Origin of the sequence: Microbacterium oleivorans (genome assembly GCF_023715745.1) — a bacterium.
Classification (GTDB): domain Bacteria; phylum Actinomycetota; class Actinomycetes; order Actinomycetales; family Microbacteriaceae; genus Microbacterium; species Microbacterium oleivorans_D.
Map to the genome: position 1 here is coordinate 587847 of NZ_JAMBOV010000001.1, position 16291 is coordinate 604137.

Sequence of the window (16291 nt, forward strand, 5' to 3'; positions counted from 1 at the left end):
GTGACCCTCGTCATGGGCGTCGACTCGTCGACGCAGTCCTGCAAGGTCGTCATCGTCGACGCCGCGACCGGGGCGGTCGTCCGCTCCGGTCGCGCGTCGCACCCGGACGGCACATCGGTCGATCCCGAGGCGTGGTGGGTCGCGCTGCAGAGCGCGATCGCGGATGCCGGGGGTCTGGACGGCGTCGAGGCGTGGTCGATCGGGGGTCAGCAGCACGGCATGGTCGCGCTGGACTCGGGCGGTTCCGTGGTGCGTGACGCGCTGCTGTGGAACGACACGCGGTCGGGTCCGGCGGCATCCGATCTCACAGCGGAGTTCGGCGCCGAGACCCTCGCGCAGCGCACGGGTCTCGTGCCCGTCGCGTCATTCACGATCACGAAGCTGCGCTGGCTCAGGGATGCGGAACCGGCCCACGCGGCCCGCGTCGCGGCGGTCGCGCTGCCGCACGACTGGCTGACGTGGCGCCTGCGGGGCTACGGACCCGAGAACCCCGCGCTCGACGAGCTCGTCACCGATCGCTCCGACGCGTCGGGCACCGGCTACTGGGACCCCGAGTCGGGTGGCTACGACCGCGAGCTGCTCGCGGCGGCACTCGGTCACGACGCCGTGCTGCCGCGGGTCCTCGGGCCGCTCGAGTGGGTGACGGACAGCGACGGCCGCCGCGTCGGGCCCGGCGCGGGCGACAACGCCGGCGCCGCCCTGGGCGTCGGGGCGACGGCGGGTGACGTCGTCGTGTCGATCGGCACCTCCGGCACCGTCTTCGCCGTCAGCGACACCCGGACGATCGACCCGAGCGGGACGGCGGCCGGTTTCGCCGATGCGACGGGCCGGTTCCTGCCGCTCGTCGCGACGCTCAACGCGGCGCGCGTGCTCGACGCGATCGCACGCCTGCTGGGCGTCGACCACGAGGGTCTGACCGAGCTGGCGACGGCAGCCGAACCGGGGGCGGGCGGTGTCGTCCTCGTGCCGTGGTTCGAGGGCGAACGCACGCCGAACCTCCCGACCGCGCGCGCCTCGCTCGACGGGCTCTCGCTCGAGAACACGACGCGCGAGAATCTCGCGCGCGCCGCGGTCGAGGGCATGCTGGCCGGGCTGGCGACCGGCCTCGAGGCGATCCGCTCCCTGGGCGTCGACACCGAGCGTGTGCTGCTCGTCGGCGGAGCGGCCCGCAATACCGCCGTGGCCGCGGTCGCCGCCCAGGTCTTCGACGTGCCGGTGGCCGTTCCGTCGCCGGGGGAGTATGTCGCGCTGGGCGCGGCGCGCCAGGCGGCGGCCGTACTCGGCGGATCGTGGCCGGAGTGGCCGGTCGCGATGGACCGCGACGCGGCATCCGACCCCCGTCCCGAGGTGCGCGAACGGTACGATCGCGTCGCCGCGCGACGAGCGGCGGAGCTGCGATGACCCGCCGCCGCGCGCTCATCGTCCGCGGCGGCTGGGACGGGCACCACCCCGTCGCCGCCACCGACATGTTCCGCCCGTTCCTCGACGCGCAGGGATTCGACGTGCGCGTCGAGGAGACGAACGAGGTGTACGCCGACGCCGCCGCGATGGCCGAGACCGATCTCATCGTCCAGGCGGTCACGATGTCGTCGATCTCGGATGCCGCGGTGAAAGGGCTCCGCGCCGCCGTCGAGTCGGGAACGGGTCTCGCCGGCTGGCACGGCGGCATCGCCGATTCGTACCGCGGGAGCTCGGACTACCTGCAGCTGGTCGGGGGTCAGTTCGCCACCCATCCGGGCCGGCATCCCGACGACCGCCCCGGCGACGAGCGAGACAACTACCTCGACTACACGGTCGAGATCACCGACCTGGGGCGGCGTCACGAGATCACGGCCGGGATCGAGGACTTCGTCCTGCACACCGAGCAGTACTGGGTGCTGCACGACGACCTCATCGACGTCCTCGCCACGACGACGCATCCGACGCAGGACTACCATCCGTGGCACCGTCCGATCGTCAGTCCCGCCGTGTGGACCCGGCTCTGGGGGCGGGGGCGCGTCTTCGTCGCGACACCGGGCCACACCCCTGAGGTCCTCGCCGAGCCCCACGTCCGCACCATCGTCGAGAGGGGACTGCTGTGGGCAGCCCGCACGCCGTAGGCATCGTCGGCCTCGGCGTCATCTCCCGCCAGTACCTCGATCTGTTCGCGACGAGTCCGTCCATCCGCGTGGCCGCGGTCGCCGACCTGAACGCGGAGCGGGCGGCCGACGTGGCGGCGGCCCTTCCCGACGCCCGGGCCCTCACGGTCGCGGAGCTGATGGCCGACCAGGACGTGCAGACCGTGCTGAACCTCACCGTGCCGGCTGCGCACGCGGAGGTCGCCCACGCGGCCGTCTCAGCGGGCAAGTCGGTCCACGGCGAGAAGCCGCTCGCCCTCACCGTCACGGAAGGGCGGGGAATCCTGGAGGCGGCGACCGCTGCGGGCGTGCGGGTCACGTCCGCACCCGACACCGTCCTGGGCACCGGCATCCAGACGGCCCGGCGACTCGTCGACGATGGGGCCATCGGCACGCCGATGTCGGCGAGTGCCACGTGGGTCTCGCCGGGGCACGAGCTGTGGCATCCGGCACCCGGCTTCTACTACGCGCCCGGCGGCGGCCCGCTGTTCGACATGGGTCCGTACTACCTGACCAGCCTCGTGCACCTGTTGGGGCCGATCGTCGCGGTCACCGGCGCCGCTCGCCGCGCGCGGTCGCAGCGGACGATCGCGACCGGGCCGCACGCCGGGGAGCAGATCGAGGTCGAGGTCGACACGCACGTGAGCGGCCTGCTCGAGCACGCCGGCGGGGCGGTCTCGACGATCGTCACGAGCTTCGACGCCGTCGCGTCGACGTCGCCGCCGATCGAGGTGCACGGCGATCGCGGGTCGCTCATCGTGCCCGACCCGAACATGTTCGACGGCGAGGTCCGTCTGGCCGAGCTCGGCCGTGGGGGCTGGCGCTCCGTCGCGGCATCCGCGGGGTACGCAGACTCGGGTCGCGGAATCGGGCTGATCGATGCCGTCGCGGGTCAGGGCCCCGGACGCGCCGGCGGCTCGCTCGCCCTCCACGTGCTCGATGTCATGGAGAGCCTGCTGCGATCATCCGCGGAGGGTCGGCGGCTCAGCATCCACACCGTCGCCGAGCGGCCTCCTCTCGTGCCGCTGACGGCCGCGTCCGAATGGTCTCGATCCCTGACCTGACCCGACCTTCCCCCGCGCGCAGAACGCCGCTCCGCCCCTCCGGCGGAGCGGCGTCTTCGTGCGACCGAAACGAGATGTTTGACGCTGTCGCCCTCGGGCGTTATCTTCGTATCGAAGCGGTTCGACTCCTGTTCGCAGGTAACCCGGAGAAGCGCTTCGATCACAAAGGAGTGAGATGACCCGCCACATGTCCGAGCGCGCGATTCGGCACGACCGATGACGCAGCAGGCGATCGTCACCGAGGCTGCGGCCGCGACGATCGAGGAGAAGGCGCCGCACCGGTCCGAGCAGCGGGTGTCGAAGAACCGGCGATCGTTCCGGATGTTCCTCTGCATCGTCCCGTTCCTCGTGCTCGTCTTCCTCTTCTCTTACTTCCCGCTCTACGGGTGGATCTACTCGCTGTACGACTACCGGCCCGCCCTCGGCCTCGCCGGCAGCGACTTCGTCGGCCTGCAGTGGTTCCAGCTCCTCGTCGGCTCACCGACGCAGGTGGCCCAGGTCGGGCAGGTCGTCCTCAACACGCTGGCCATCAGCTTCCTCGGCATCGCGACGTCGATCCTGCCGCTCGCGTTCGCGATCTTCCTCAACGAGATCAGGGCGCCCTGGTTCCGCAACTCGGTGCAGACGCTGACGACACTGCCCAACTTCATCTCGTGGGTGCTCGTCTACATGATCGCCTTCTCGCTCTTCTCGAGCTCGGGCCTCGTGAACGGCATCCTCTCCGACGCCGGGCTCATCACCACCCCGGTGAAGTTCCTCGACACCGATCAGAACGTGTGGCTCACGATGACCCTCTGGTCGATCTGGAAGGGGCTCGGCTGGGGCGCGATCATCTACCTCGCGGCGATCGCCGGCATCGACCAGTCGCTCTACGAGTCGGCGGAGATCGACGGCGCCGGGCGCTTCCAGAAGATGTGGTTCATCACCGTTCCGCAGCTCATGCCGACCTACCTCGTGCTCCTGCTGCTGTCGATCGCGAACCTGCTCAACAACGGCATGGAGCAGTACTTCGTGTTCCAGAACGCCTTCAACAAGGACTACATCCAGGTGCTCGACCTGTACGTCTACAACATCGGCATGACGGGCAACAACCTGTCGATGGCGACGGCGATCGGCATGCTGAAGAGCCTCATCTCCGTCATCCTCCTGTTCACCGTCAACGGGATCGCCAAGCGCGTGCGCGGCGAATCCATCGTATGAGTCAGGAGCGCACCGTCATGGTCACCACGACTCCCACGCGTCGCGAGATCCGCCGCAGCACCGACCTGTCGGGCCGCGTGGTCTTCTCGATCGTCAACTACGGCGTGTTCCTCGCGCTCGCCTTCGTCTGCGCGTACCCGTTCTACTACCTGATCATCAACTCGATCAGCTCGAACGATCTCGCCGCCCTCGGGCAGGTCCGGTGGCTGCCCACCGGCATCCACTTCTCGAACTACGAGCAGGTGTTCCAGCTCGGCGGGCTCACGCAGGCCGCGATCGTCTCGGTCGGGCGCACCGTCATCGGCACCGTCGCCGCCGTCCTCGCCTCGGCGTTCCTCGGCTTCATGTTCACCCAGACCCGCATGTGGGGCCGCCAGTTCTGGTACCGCTTCGTGATCGTCACGATGTACTTCAGCGCGGGCCTCATCCCGGTGTTCATCGTCGTCCGCAACCTCGGGCTGACGAACAACTTCTGGGTCTACGTCCTGCCGTTCGTGGTGCAGCCGTTCTTCATCATCCTCGTGAAGACGTACGTCGAGGCGATGCCGACCGAGCTGCAGGAGGCGGCAGAGATGGACGGCGCCAACATCCTCCAGATCTTCTTCCGCATCTACCTGCCCAATATGACGCCGATCCTCGCGACCGTCGCCATCTTCTCGGCGGTGGCGCAGTGGAACAGCTTCCAGGACACCCTCATCTACATCACCGACCAGAGCCTCTACACCCTGCAGTACCTGCTCTACATGTTCATCAACCAGGCGAACAGCCTGGCCCTGGCCATGCAGAACGGCGGCAACCTCACCTCGATCGTCGACGCGGCCACGAGCCAGACCCCGACGTCGATCCGCATGACGATCTCGGTGATCGTCATCCTGCCGATCATCTTCGTCTACCCGCTGTTCCAGCGCTTCTTCGTCAAGGGCATCATGCTCGGCGCGGTCAAGGGCTGAATCGACCGATCCCGGTCACACCACCGAGAGGAAAGCAATGAAGCTATCACGCAAGGCCATCGGCGCCGTCGCCGCTCTGGCCACGGTCGGGCTGCTGAGCGCCTGCACCGGCCCCGCCACGAATCAGGAACGAGAGACCATCTCCTCGTTCCCGGAGAAGTGGGATGAGCCCATCACCATCGACGTGTTCGACGGCCTCGCCAACTACATGGGGATGCAGGAGGGATGGTTCGGCAAGCTCGTCGAGGACAAGTTCAACATGAAGCTCAACATCATCGCCCCCAACGTGGCGGGCGGCGGCGACACGCTCTTCAACACGCGGGTGACGGCGGGCGACCTCGGCGACCTGATCATCACCGACAAGGGCCAGCGCCTTGAGGAACTCGCCGAGGGCGGCCTGCTCCTGGACTCGGAGAGCTTCTACCCGGCCATGAAGAACGTCGGTCGCTTCGACGCCGCCGTCGACCGCATCAACGAGGACCTCGGCGCGACCTACGCGTTCCCCTCGCAGGTCTCGTCGCTGAAGCCGACCGAGCCCTCCGAAGGCCTCGACCCGACCTTCGGACCCTACGTGCGCTGGGACCTGTACAAAGAGGTCGGCTACCCCGAGATCGGCACGCTCGAGGACCTCCTGCCGGTCCTCAAGGAGATGCAGGATGCCGAGCCCACTGCTCCCAACGGGCAGAAGACCTACGCGGTCTCGCTGTTCAAGGATTGGGACGGCAACATGCTGAACAACGCGAAGCAGCCCACCACGTACTACGGCTTCGACGAGGTCGGCTTCGCCCTCGCGAAGGGCGACGGCTCGGAGTACCAGGGCATCCTCGACGACGACGGTCAGTACGTCCGCGCGCTCCGCTTCTTCTACGAGGCGAACCAGCTCGGCATCCTCGACCCCGACTCCACGACGCAGAACTACGACACGCTCTGGACGAAGTACCAGAACGGTCAGGTGCTGTTCTCGTTCTGGCCGTGGCTGGGGCAGGCCGCCTACAACACGGATGCGAACGTCGACGAGGGGCGCGGCTTCATGATGGCGCCGATGGACGACATGAGCATCTTCTCGTACGGGGCCGAGGCCTACGGCGGCAAGCAGGTGTTCGCGATCGGCTCCAAGGCCGAGGATCCCGAGCGCATCGCGGCCTTCATCGACTGGCTGTTCTCGCCCGAGGGTGCCCTGTCCAACAACAGCCAGACGCAGGGTGCGGCGGGTCCCGAGGGTCTCACGTGGGAGGTCAACGCCGACGGTGAGCCCGAGCTGAACGAGCTCGGCCACAAGGTCTTCTTCGAGGGCGACGCCGAGGTCCCGGCCGAATGGGGCGGCGGCAGCTACATCGACGGTGCCTCACAGCTGAACATCAGCGCGGTCCTCCCGATCGACACGGACCCGAACACCGGCTTCCCCTACAGCTACAAGCTGTGGCCGACGTACCAGGCCGAGACGAGCAACCCGGTGACCGACGACTGGTCGGCGAAGATGGGCGCGACGACGACCATGGACTACCTGCGCGAGAACGACCAGCTCCTCGTCGGACCCGGCGCGAGCTACACCCCCGAGGCTGATTCGTCCGAGATCGAGACCCTGCGCAACCAGGCCAAGGCGGCGATCGTGCAGACCTCGTGGCAGATGGTGTTCGCCGAGAACGACGCGCAGTTCGACTCGCTGTTCGCCTCGCTGCAGGAGACGGCGGCGGGCCTCGGCTACGACAAGGTCCTCGAGGTCGACATGAGCAGGGCCGAAGAGCAGGATGCCGCGCGCAAGGCGGTCGCTGCGGAGTTCGGCGGCTGACCCCGGTCCGGATCGTGAGAAGGGCTCCGTCGGATGATCCGGCGGGGCCCTTCCGTGTGCGGGTCTAGACCTCTCCCGAGGACACGGTCAGGTCGATCGGACGTCTCTCGCGATCTCCGTGCCATCGGCCGTGGCGCAAGACTCCGTACCCGACGCCCTGGGAGAACAAGCGCAAGCCGTTGGAGGCTGCTTGACTGAGGTTACAGAGTCGAGAACGAGAGCCCCCGCACCCGTGCTTCAGGGAGACAGATGAACAAGGGCCTACCGATTCAGGTCACCGTCCTCATGCCGCTCGGGGTCGCGGTGACCATCTTCTCCGCGCTCGGGTGGTGGATACCTGCGGGAATCGCGATCGTGGGCGCGGTTGCAGCTGTTGCCTGGACACGTCGATCCGTCGAGAACAGGGAGATCGATGAGGTCATTGCCGCCAACGCGGGGTCAGATGATCCTCGGCCTCGCGGCACGGGCGGCGAACCGCGAGGCAGCGATCCCGAACCTGACTCCAGAGGGGACCGCGAGGGGTCTTAGCATTCATCCTCACTTCGATGCGTTGCGAGCAGGGCGCGAAGGCACGGGCGGTCTTTCTGCCGTCACTCCCGTGCGCGATGCGGCGTCAGGCGGCGGTGCCGGAGCGGCGCCGGTGGACGCTGCGGAAGAGGAACGCGCAGCCGTAGGCGCCCACGGAGAAGCCGATCGTCGCGACGAGGAAGATCGTCGGCGGGAAGACGATCACGAGGCACAGCACGGTGACCGGGATGACGAGCAGCACGAGGGTGCGCAGGGGCTCCGCGGCGGGGAGCAGCAGGGCGTTCTTCAAGGTCTGGCGGAACGATGCGCGGTAGGCCGCGACGAGTCCCATCGCGTGCAGGAACGCCGCGACGGCGTAGGCGGCGGCGGCGAATCCGAGCACCGCGAGCCCGGTGAACAGCGGCTCGGGCGACGAGAGCCAGAAGAGTCCGCTGAAGGCGACCGCGACGGCCGCCGTCAGCAGGATCAGGCTGAGCCCGGTCGCGGGGAGGAAGTTCCGCGCGAATGCGGGGAGGAAGTCGCGCACCGGCCTTCCGCTCTCCTCGTCGGAGAAGCGTCGCGTGACCTCGAACAGCGCGCTCGTCGCGGCGCCGATCGTCACGATCGGGATGCAGCACAGCAGGAACAGGATGTTGAGGACCACGAACTCCAGGAAGGTGCTCAGCCCCTGGACGGCGCGGTTCTCGGGGTCGATCCGCACGATCAGCTCGCCGGGTCGGCGAAGCGCGGCGCGATCAGTTCCGCCCCCGGCCCGCGGGTGCCTCCGATGGCGTCGAGCAACGCCCGCGCGCCCCGCGCGCCGAGGGTCTCGGCGGGCAGGTCGATGACGTCCGAGACGCCCGGCACGTGCAGGGCGAGTTCGGCGGGGCTCAGCGCGAGGATCTCGACGGGGCCGCCGTCGGCCGCGCCCATGAGCCGCGCGGCGATGAAGGGGAGGGCCGCTTCGTTGTGCACGAACAGGGCCGTCGTGTCGGGCGACTCCGCCAGCACCTGATCGACGACCCGGGTCGCCCCGGGTCCCGACGGACAGGGGAGTGCCCGCGCGGTGAGGCCGGCCGCCTCGCTCGCGGCGAGGAACCCCCGCATGAGCCGGTCGGAGTACGAGGTGTGCCGAGCCTGCACCTGCGGCGGAGCCCCCAGCAGGGCGACGGCCCGGTGGCCGCGCTCGGCGAGCCGCTGGGCCGCCAGACGACCGGCGGCCTCGAAGTCGAAGTCGACGCAGACCAGGTCGTCCGCGGCATCCGGCAACCCGATCAGCACGGCCGGGATGCTCAGCTCCGCCAGCGCGCCCACACGCGGATCGCTGGTCTCGACGTCGAGGATCAGCACGCCGTCGACCATGCCCGCCCGGGCCGCCCGCTCGACGCCCGCGGCGTCGTCGCTGGTCAGCAGGAGGATGTCGTGATGATGCGCGCGTGCCTCCTTGAGCGCGCCGGCGACGATCTGCATGACGACGTGCACGTCGACACCGGCGCGGATGGGGGCCTGCAGACCGAGGACGCTCGTCGATCGCGAGGCGAGCGATCGCGCGCTGGCCTGAGGGCTGTAGGACAGGTCCGCCATCGCCCGCTCGACGCGGTCCCGCGTCTCCTGCGAGATGGTGCGCTTGCCGCTCATCACATAGGACACCGTCGAGATCGAGACCCCCGCGGCCTGGGCCACGTCCGCGATCGTGGTCATGGACACTCCTTCTCCAGGGAGTCGGCCTCGACACCCGGGTGGATCGAGCGTATCGGCTCGTCATGAGCGGGGAACGCAGGCCCGGCGGCCGATGGACACGGCCGTGATCGCTAGTATAAGTTGAGATCGTTGAAGCGCTTCGACAAAGTCGTCCACATCGCTGAAAGGCCCCGGTCATGACCTCTGCCGCCGCCGCGTCCCTCGCGGACCTGACGGAGGGTCTCGGCATCCTCTTCGGAGGCGACTACAACCCCGAGCAGTGGCCCCGCGAGGTCTGGCGCGAGGACGTCGAACTCATGCAGCGCGCCGGTGTGAACCTCGTCACCGTGGGAGTCTTCAGCTGGGCGGAGATCGAGCCCTTTCCCGGTGCGCGCGAGTTCGGCTGGCTCGACGAGGTGCTCGACCTGCTGCACGCGGGCGGCATCGCGGTGGACCTCGCCACGCCGACGGCCTCGCCGCCGCCCTGGCTCGGCGTGCGGCATCCCGAGACGCTCCCGGTCGACCGCGACGGCGTGCGCCTGGTCGCCGGTTCCCGCAACCAGTTCGCGCCCTCCTCGCGCGTCTACCGCGACGCGGCGCGCGCGATCACGGCGGACCTGGCGGCGCGGTACGCACAGCATCCCGCCGTTCGGATGTGGCACGTCGGCAACGAGTACGGCCAGATCGACCATGGAGACGAGGCGGCGCGGGCGTTCCGCGCGTGGCTGCTGCGCCGGTACGGATCGATCGAGGGCATCAATGAGGCGTGGGGCACCGCCTTCTGGGCGCAGCGGTACGCGGACGTGGGCGAGATCCTGCCGCCACGTCGCGCGCCGTACCTCATCAACCCGACGCAGTCCCTCGACTTCCGGCGGTTCACCTCCGACGAGCTGCGCGACTGCTACCGGGAACTGCGCGACACCATCCGCGCGGCGGGGGCGACGCAACCCATCACGACCAACTTCATGGGGCCGTTCGCGCACGTGGACTACTGGTCGTGGGCCCACGACATCGACGTCGTGAGCGACGATCAGTACCCCGACCCCGCCGACCCCGACAGCCCCGCCGGCATCGCGTTCGCGCAGGATCTCATGCGCGGGCTCGGCGGCGGGTCGCCATGGCTGCTCATGGAGCAGGCGATCAGCGCCGTGCAGTGGCGGCCGCACAACCTGCCCAAGACGCCCGCGCGTGCGCGGCTCGATTCGCTGCAGGCCGTCGCGCGCGGCGCGGACGGTGTCTGCTTCTTCCAGTGGCGCCAGTCGACCGCCGGCGCCGAACGGTTCCACTCCGCGATGCTCCCTCACGCCGGCGCCGACACGGAGGTGTTCGCGGGCGTCCGTCGGCAGGGCGCCGACCTGCAGCGGCTGAGCCCGGTGGCCGGGTCCCGCGTCCCGGCGCGGACCGCGCTCCTGTTCGACTGGTCGTCGTGGTGGGCTGCGGACGAGCCCGCCCGCCCCACGACCCGCTTCGACAGTCTCGAGCAGGTGCACCGGTGGTACCGCGTGCTCTGGCGGCGGAACGTGCCCGTCGACGTCGTGCGGTTCGACGCGGACCTCACCGGTTACGACGTCGTCGTCCTGCCGCACGGCTATGTGCTGCGTCCGGGTGACGCCGACCGTCTCGCGGCCGCCGCGGCGGCCGGAGCCCAGGTCGTCGTCGGGCCCTTCAGCGGCGTGGCCGACGAGCGCGGCCACATCCTGACCGGCCGCTCGCCGGCGCTCCTTCGGGAGCACATCGGCGCGAGCGGCGAGGAGTGGGTCGGCCTTCCCGACGACGGGGTCGCCGTCGCGGCGACGGACGGGCGACGCCCAGCATCCGTCGCCTCCGTCCTGGCCGAGAAGCTGCGCTCGGACGGCGCCGAGACGCTGGTCGCGTTCGCCGAGGGAGACCTCGCCGGTCGGCCGGTCGTGACGCGCCACGGCGGCACCTGGTACGTCGCCGCGGTCGTCGCCGACGACCTGCTCGACGCGATCCTGGGCGACGTGCTCGCGGCGGCGGGGGTCACCGGCGCGGTGACGGGCTCGGTGCCGGGCGTGGAGGCGGTGCGACGCGGTGAGGCGCTGTTCCTGCTGAACCGGGGACCCGAGGATGCGACGATCCCCCTCCCGGGCGCATGGACCGATCTGCTGACGGATGAAGAGATGGACGAGCACGTGAGGGTCCCGAGTGGGGACGCGCGGGTCGTGACGGAAAGGCGCAGGACATGAAGTTCACCGACGGCTACTGGCTCATGCGGCCGGGGGTGACCGGCCTGTACGCGAGCAGCGTGGACGACATCCGCGCCGACGCGGAGGCGGGGACGCTCACGGTCTACGCCCCCACCGCGCAGATCCGTCACCGCGGCGACACGCTCAACCGGCCGCTGATCACGACGACGTTGTCCGCGCCGGCGCCCGGCGTCATCCGGGTGCGGGTGCAGCGGCACGCCGGCACACGGCACCGCGGGCCCGACTTCGCGCTGACGGCGCAGGAGGGCTATGTGCCGGAGGTCACCGCCGACGACACCGAAGCGGTGCTGGATGCCGGTGACCTCCGCGTCCGCGTGTCGCGCGAGGGGGCGTGGCGGGTGGCCTTCGAGCAGGGCGACCGCGTGCTCACGACCTCGCTGCCACGGTCGATCGGCCACATGAGCGGACCCGACGGCACCTTCGTCCACCAGCAGCTGTCGATCGAGCCGGGCGAGCGCGTCTACGGCTTCGGCGAGCGGTTCGGCGCGTTCACGAAGAACGGGCAGTCCATCGACACGTGGAACGCCGACGGCGGCACCTCGAGCGAGCAGGCGTACAAGTCGGTGCCGTTCTATCTGACGAGTCGCGGCTACGGCGTCTTCGTCGACAGCCCCGACGCGGTGTCGTTCGAGGTGGGCTCCGAGATCAACTCGCGCGTCCAGTTCTCCGTCCCCGGCGAGACGCTCGACTACTACGTGATCGCCGGCCCCGAGCCGAAGGACGTGCTCCGCCGGTACACGGCGCTCACCGGTCGGCCCGCGCGTGTACCCGCCTGGTCGTTCGGCCTGTGGCTGACGACGTCGTTCACGGCCGCCTACGACGAGGCGAGTGTCACCGAGTTCGTCGACGGGATGCGGGAGCGCGAGCTGCCGCTGTCGGTCTTCCACTTCGACTGCTTCTGGATGCGGGAGTTCCAGTGGACCGACTTCACGTGGGACCCGCGCATGTTCCCCGACCCCGACGGCCAGCTGGCGCGCCTGCGGGAGCGGGGGCTCAAGGTATCGCTCTGGATCAACCCCTACATCGCCCAGCGCTCGGCGCTGTTCGCGGAGGCGGCCGAGAAGGGGTACCTGCTGAAGACCACCGACGGCGACGTCTGGCAGTGGGACATGTGGCAGGCCGGCATGGCGATCGTCGACTTCACCAACCCCGAGGCATCCGAGTGGTTCGCCGAGCACCTCCGCCGACTCGTGCGGCAGGGGGCGGACAGCTTCAAGACGGACTTCGGCGAACGGATCCCCACCGAGGGGGTCGCCTGGCACGACGGGTCCGACCCGCGCCGCATGCACAACTACTACCCGCAGCTCTACAACGCGCTCGTGTTCCGGGTTCTCGAGGAGGAGCGGGGCGTCGGCGAGGCGGTACTGTACGCGCGCTCCGCGACCGCCGGTGGGCAGCAGTTCCCGGTGCACTGGGGCGGCGACAACGACTCGACGCTGCTGTCGATGGCTGAGACGCTGCGGGGCGGCCTGTCGCTGGCCATGAGCGGGTTCGGCTACTGGAGTCACGACATCGGCGGCTTCGAGGGGACACCGGATGCCGGTGTGTTCAAGCGCTGGCTGGCGTTCGGCCTGCTGTCGTCGCACTCGCGGCTGCACGGTTCGGGCAGTGTGCGTGTGCCCTGGGCGTTCGACGAGGAGGCCGTCGAGGTCACGCGCCTGTTCACGCGGCTGAAGCTGCGCCTCATGCCGTACCTCGCGCGGATCGCGGAGGAGGCGCACACGGACGGCATCCCGATGATGCGCCCGCTCGTGCTCGAGTTCCCCGGCGACCGCACGACGCACGACGCCGACGTGCAGTACCTGTTGGGCGACGCCCTCATGGTCGCGCCGGTGTTCGCCGAGGACGGCGGTGTGGAGTACTACCTGCCCGACGGGCGGTGGACCTCCCTCCTGACCGGTGACGTCGCCGACGGTCGCCGGTGGCACGCGGAGCGCCACGGCTACGACTCCGTCCCGCTGCGGGTGCGCCCGGGCACGGTGCTGCCGTGGGGTGCCCGCGAGGACCGACCCGACTACGACTGGGCCGACGGGGTCACGCTGCGCTGCTTCGAGCTGCCGGACGGCTACGACGCCGAGACGGTCGTTCCCGGACACGACGGGGCGCCCGCGACGGTCTTCCGCGTGCGCCGCGAGGGCGGTCGCATCGTGGCCGAGTCCCGTGACGCCCGCGCGCCGTGGAGCCTGCAGGTCGGCGAGCGGACGGCGTCGGCGACCGGCGCGGGCAGCATCAGTGTGGAGACGGCGGGGTGAGCTCCGACGTGTTCCGCCGGGTCGACCTGCCCCTCGCCGACCGTGCCCGCGACCTGCTCGACCGCCTGAGCCCGGACGAGCGGCTCGCGATGCTGCACCAGGCGATGCCGGCCGTCGAGCGCCTCGGCATCCGTCCCTTCCACACGGGGTGCGAGGCCCTGCACGGGCTGGCCTGGGTTGGGGTGGCGACGGTGTTCCCGCAGCCGGTCGGTCTCGCCGCGACGTGGGACACCGAGCTGATCGAGCGGATCGGCGATCTGGTCGCGACCGAGGTGCGCGCCAAGCGCGCCTCGGGCGCCGATGTCGACCTCAACGTGTGGGCGCCCGTCGTGAACACGCTGCGCCACCCCGCGTGGGGCCGCAACGAGGAGGGGTACTCAGAGGATCCGCACCTGACCGGGCAGTTCGGTGCGGCCTACAGCCGTGGGCTGCGCGGCGACCACCCGCGTGTGTGGAAGACGGTGCCGTCGCTCAAGCACTTCCTCGCCTACAGCAACGAGACCGATCGGTCTGCCACCTCGTCGGAGATGTCGCTGCGCGCCCTCCACGAGGAGGAGCTGCCGGCGTTCCGCCCCGCGATCGAGCGGAAGGTCGCGGGCGGCATGATGCTCGCCTACAACCGGGTCAACGGCGTGCCCGCGCACACGCAGCCCGAGCTCGTCGCCGAGGCGCGCCGCTGGAGCGACGAGTCGATCGCCGTCGTATCGGATGCCGGGGCTCCCACCTTCCTCGTCTCGATCCAACGGGCGCAGCCCGACAAGGTCCACGGCGCCGCCGCACTCGTGACGAGCGGGATGGACTCCTTCACCGACGACGGCCCGGACCCGGGGCCCACCCTCGAAGCGCTCCGCGGCGCGCTCGCGGCGGGGCTGCTCACCGAGGCGGACGTGGACACCGCTGTCCTGCGCCTGCTGGAGATGCGGGTGCGCACCGGCGAGTTCGACGGCGACGGCGACCCCTACGCGGGAATCGCATCCGAGGAGATCGACACCCCCGCCGCGCGCGAGCTCGCCCGGGTCGCCGCGGGGCGCCAGGTCGTGGTGCTGCGCAACGACGCCGGCGTCCTCCCACTCGTGTCGCCGTCCGCGGTGGCCGTCGTCGGTCCGATGGCCGACCTCGTCCTCACCGACTGGTACTCGGGCACGCCTCCCTACGAGATCGGGATCGCGCAGGGTGTGCGCGACCGCTACCCGGCTGCGCAGGTCGAGGCGGTCACCGGCGCCGACACCGTCGCGCTGCGCGCACCGTCGGGTTACGTCGCCGCGACGGCCGACGGTGCGATCGTCGACGCGACCACCGAGACCCGTACCCCGGCGACGCTGTTCGACGTCACGGACTGGGGCGACGGGGTCCTCACCCTGCGCTCGCACGGGAGCGGTCGGCTCCTCACGGGTGCCGGCTGGCCCATGCGCGCGGACGCCGCACGGGTGGGCGGCTGGGTCGTGCAGGAGAGCTTCCGTCGCCACGTCCACGAGGACGGTACGTGGTCGCTTCTGCACCTGGGCTCGGGTCGCTGGGTGCGCGTCGTCCGCGACATCGGCCAGCTCGCGGCCGAGGCCGTCACCGTCAACGACGCGGCGCGCTTCGAGGCCGAGACCATCGTCTCGGGCACTGACGAGGTCGCGCGGGCGGCCGCGGCAGCGGACGTCGTCATCGTCGCCGTCGGGAACGACCCGCACCTGTCGGGACGGGAGACCGCGGACCGGCCGCACCTCCTGCTCCCGGCAGCGTCGACCGAGATCTGGCGCACCGCCCGCGCGGCGAATCCGCGCAGCATCCTCACGATCGTCTCCAGCTTCCCCTACGTCCTCGCAGACGCCGCCGACGCCGAGACGGTCGTGTGGTCGAGCCACGCCGGGCAGGAGCTCGGTCACGGTCTGCTCGACGTCCTGAGCGGTGACGTGGAACCGACGGGGCGCCTCGCGCAGTCGTGGCCGGCGCGTCCCGAGCAGGCGGGTGACCTGTTCGACTACGACACGCAGCGGCAGCAGGCGACCTACCGCCATCAACCCGGTCCCTACGCCTTCGCGTTCGGCCACGGGCTGGGCTACGGCGAGGTCGCCTACACGGCGGTGACGGTGGATGCCGCGGAGGTGACGGTGCCGGCGCCGAGCCACCGGCATCCTGCTCTCGACCCTCGGATCGACGAGAAGGTCGTCGTCGCCACGGTCACGGTCGCGAACCCGTCGGTGCGGGTCGTCGAGGAGCTCGTGCAGGTGTACGCCGTCGCTCCGGAGCTGCCCATCGCCGCGCCGCGACGTCTGCTGCTCGGGTACGCCCGCGTGCGCGTGCAGCCGGGAACGACCCGCACGGTGCAGGTGCCCTTCGCGATCGAGCGTCTCGCGGTGTGGGATGACGCGATCCGGATCGACGGTGCGCCGGAGGACTGGCTGCACGAAGGGGCGTTGCGGGTGCAGCCGGGGGAGTACCGGATCGCCGCCGGTCCCTCGGCGGATCGGCTCGTCGTCGACGCGACCCTCGTCGTCCGCGGCTGACCCGACCGG

11 protein-coding genes are annotated in these 16291 nt (G+C 70.3%); 9 read left to right on the plus strand and 2 right to left on the minus strand.

Going from position 1 to position 16291, the window contains the following annotated elements; translation table 11 throughout:
• The 6 genes from xylB to M3190_RS02800 all read left to right on the plus strand — a co-directional run bounded on the left by xylB (nt 1) and on the right by M3190_RS02800 (nt 7120).
• A complete protein-coding gene (xylB, locus tag M3190_RS02775; RefSeq protein ID WP_251578080.1) occupies nt 1-1401 on the plus strand; it encodes a xylulokinase in 1401 nt (466 codons plus the stop codon).
• Nucleotides 1398-2099, plus strand: coding sequence for a ThuA domain-containing protein (locus tag M3190_RS02780; protein WP_251578082.1), 702 nt, complete (start codon nt 1398-1400; stop codon nt 2097-2099). Before xylB ends, M3190_RS02780 begins: the two co-directional genes overlap by 4 nt.
• Nucleotides 2078-3181, plus strand: a complete 1104-nt coding sequence (locus tag M3190_RS02785) for a Gfo/Idh/MocA family protein (RefSeq protein ID WP_251578084.1) — start codon at nt 2078-2080, stop codon at nt 3179-3181. Before M3190_RS02780 ends, M3190_RS02785 begins: the two co-directional genes overlap by 22 nt.
• Nucleotides 3182-3397: 216 nt before the next feature.
• The gene (locus tag M3190_RS02790) at nt 3398-4381 is read left to right on the plus strand and encodes an ABC transporter permease (RefSeq protein WP_251578086.1); all 984 of its coding nucleotides are present in this window, start codon (nt 3398-3400) and stop codon (nt 4379-4381) included.
• 17 nt (nt 4382-4398) lie between these two features.
• The gene (locus M3190_RS02795; RefSeq protein ID WP_251578088.1) at nt 4399-5331 is read left to right on the plus strand and encodes a carbohydrate ABC transporter permease; all 933 of its coding nucleotides are present in this window, start codon (nt 4399-4401) and stop codon (nt 5329-5331) included.
• A 37-nt stretch (nt 5332-5368) separates the two neighbouring features.
• Nucleotides 5369-7120 carry an extracellular solute-binding protein gene (locus tag M3190_RS02800; protein ID WP_251578090.1) on the plus strand — a complete coding sequence of 584 codons (1752 nt, stop codon included), beginning with the start codon at nt 5369-5371 and terminating at the stop codon, nt 7118-7120.
• Nucleotides 7121-7733: 613 nt separating this feature from the next.
• Here the strand turns inward: M3190_RS02800 and M3190_RS02805 are convergent.
• Together M3190_RS02805 and M3190_RS02810 are read right to left on the minus strand one after the other, a co-directional pair.
• Nucleotides 7734-8348 carry a YesL family protein gene (locus M3190_RS02805; RefSeq protein ID WP_251578092.1) on the minus strand — a complete coding sequence of 205 codons (615 nt, stop codon included), beginning with the start codon at nt 8346-8348 and terminating at the stop codon, nt 7734-7736.
• Nucleotides 8349-8350: 2 nt separating this feature from the next.
• Complete coding sequence (locus M3190_RS02810; RefSeq protein WP_251578093.1) at nt 8351-9328, minus strand: LacI family DNA-binding transcriptional regulator; 978 nt, start codon at nt 9326-9328, stop codon at nt 8351-8353.
• Nucleotides 9329-9504: 176 nt separating this feature from the next.
• Here M3190_RS02810 and M3190_RS02815 point away from each other — a divergent pair, with 176 nt between their 5' ends.
• From M3190_RS02815 to M3190_RS02825, 3 genes are read left to right on the plus strand one after another with little or no spacing between them, the layout of a single operon-like run.
• Nucleotides 9505-11514 carry a beta-galactosidase gene (locus M3190_RS02815; protein WP_251578095.1) on the plus strand — a complete coding sequence of 670 codons (2010 nt, stop codon included), beginning with the start codon at nt 9505-9507 and terminating at the stop codon, nt 11512-11514.
• Nucleotides 11511-13787 carry an alpha-xylosidase gene (gene yicI / locus M3190_RS02820; RefSeq protein WP_251578097.1) on the plus strand — a complete coding sequence of 759 codons (2277 nt, stop codon included), beginning with the start codon at nt 11511-11513 and terminating at the stop codon, nt 13785-13787. Before M3190_RS02815 ends, yicI begins: the two co-directional genes overlap by 4 nt.
• The gene (locus M3190_RS02825) at nt 13784-16282 is read left to right on the plus strand and encodes a glycoside hydrolase family 3 C-terminal domain-containing protein (RefSeq protein WP_251578099.1); all 2499 of its coding nucleotides are present in this window, start codon (nt 13784-13786) and stop codon (nt 16280-16282) included. The genes yicI and M3190_RS02825 overlap by 4 nt, the downstream gene beginning before the upstream one ends.
• Nucleotides 16283-16291: the final 9 nt, after the last annotated feature.

Bases quoted from the DNA above. Each gene is read 5' to 3' on its own strand.
- M3190_RS02795 (WP_251578088.1), top strand. From the start codon at position 4,399: ATGGTCACCACGACTCCCACGCGTCGCGAGATCCGCCGCAGCACCGAC.
- M3190_RS02810 (WP_251578093.1), bottom strand. From the start codon at position 9,328: ATGACCACGATCGCGGACGTGGCCCAGGCCGCGGGGGTCTCGATCTCG.
- yicI (WP_251578097.1), top strand. From the start codon at position 11,511: ATGAAGTTCACCGACGGCTACTGGCTCATGCGGCCGGGGGTGACCGGC.
- M3190_RS02780 (WP_251578082.1), top strand. From the start codon at position 1,398: ATGACCCGCCGCCGCGCGCTCATCGTCCGCGGCGGCTGGGACGGGCAC.
- M3190_RS02790 (WP_251578086.1), top strand. From the start codon at position 3,398: ATGACGCAGCAGGCGATCGTCACCGAGGCTGCGGCCGCGACGATCGAG.
- M3190_RS02800 (WP_251578090.1), top strand. From the start codon at position 5,369: ATGAAGCTATCACGCAAGGCCATCGGCGCCGTCGCCGCTCTGGCCACG.
- M3190_RS02815 (WP_251578095.1), top strand. From the start codon at position 9,505: ATGACCTCTGCCGCCGCCGCGTCCCTCGCGGACCTGACGGAGGGTCTC.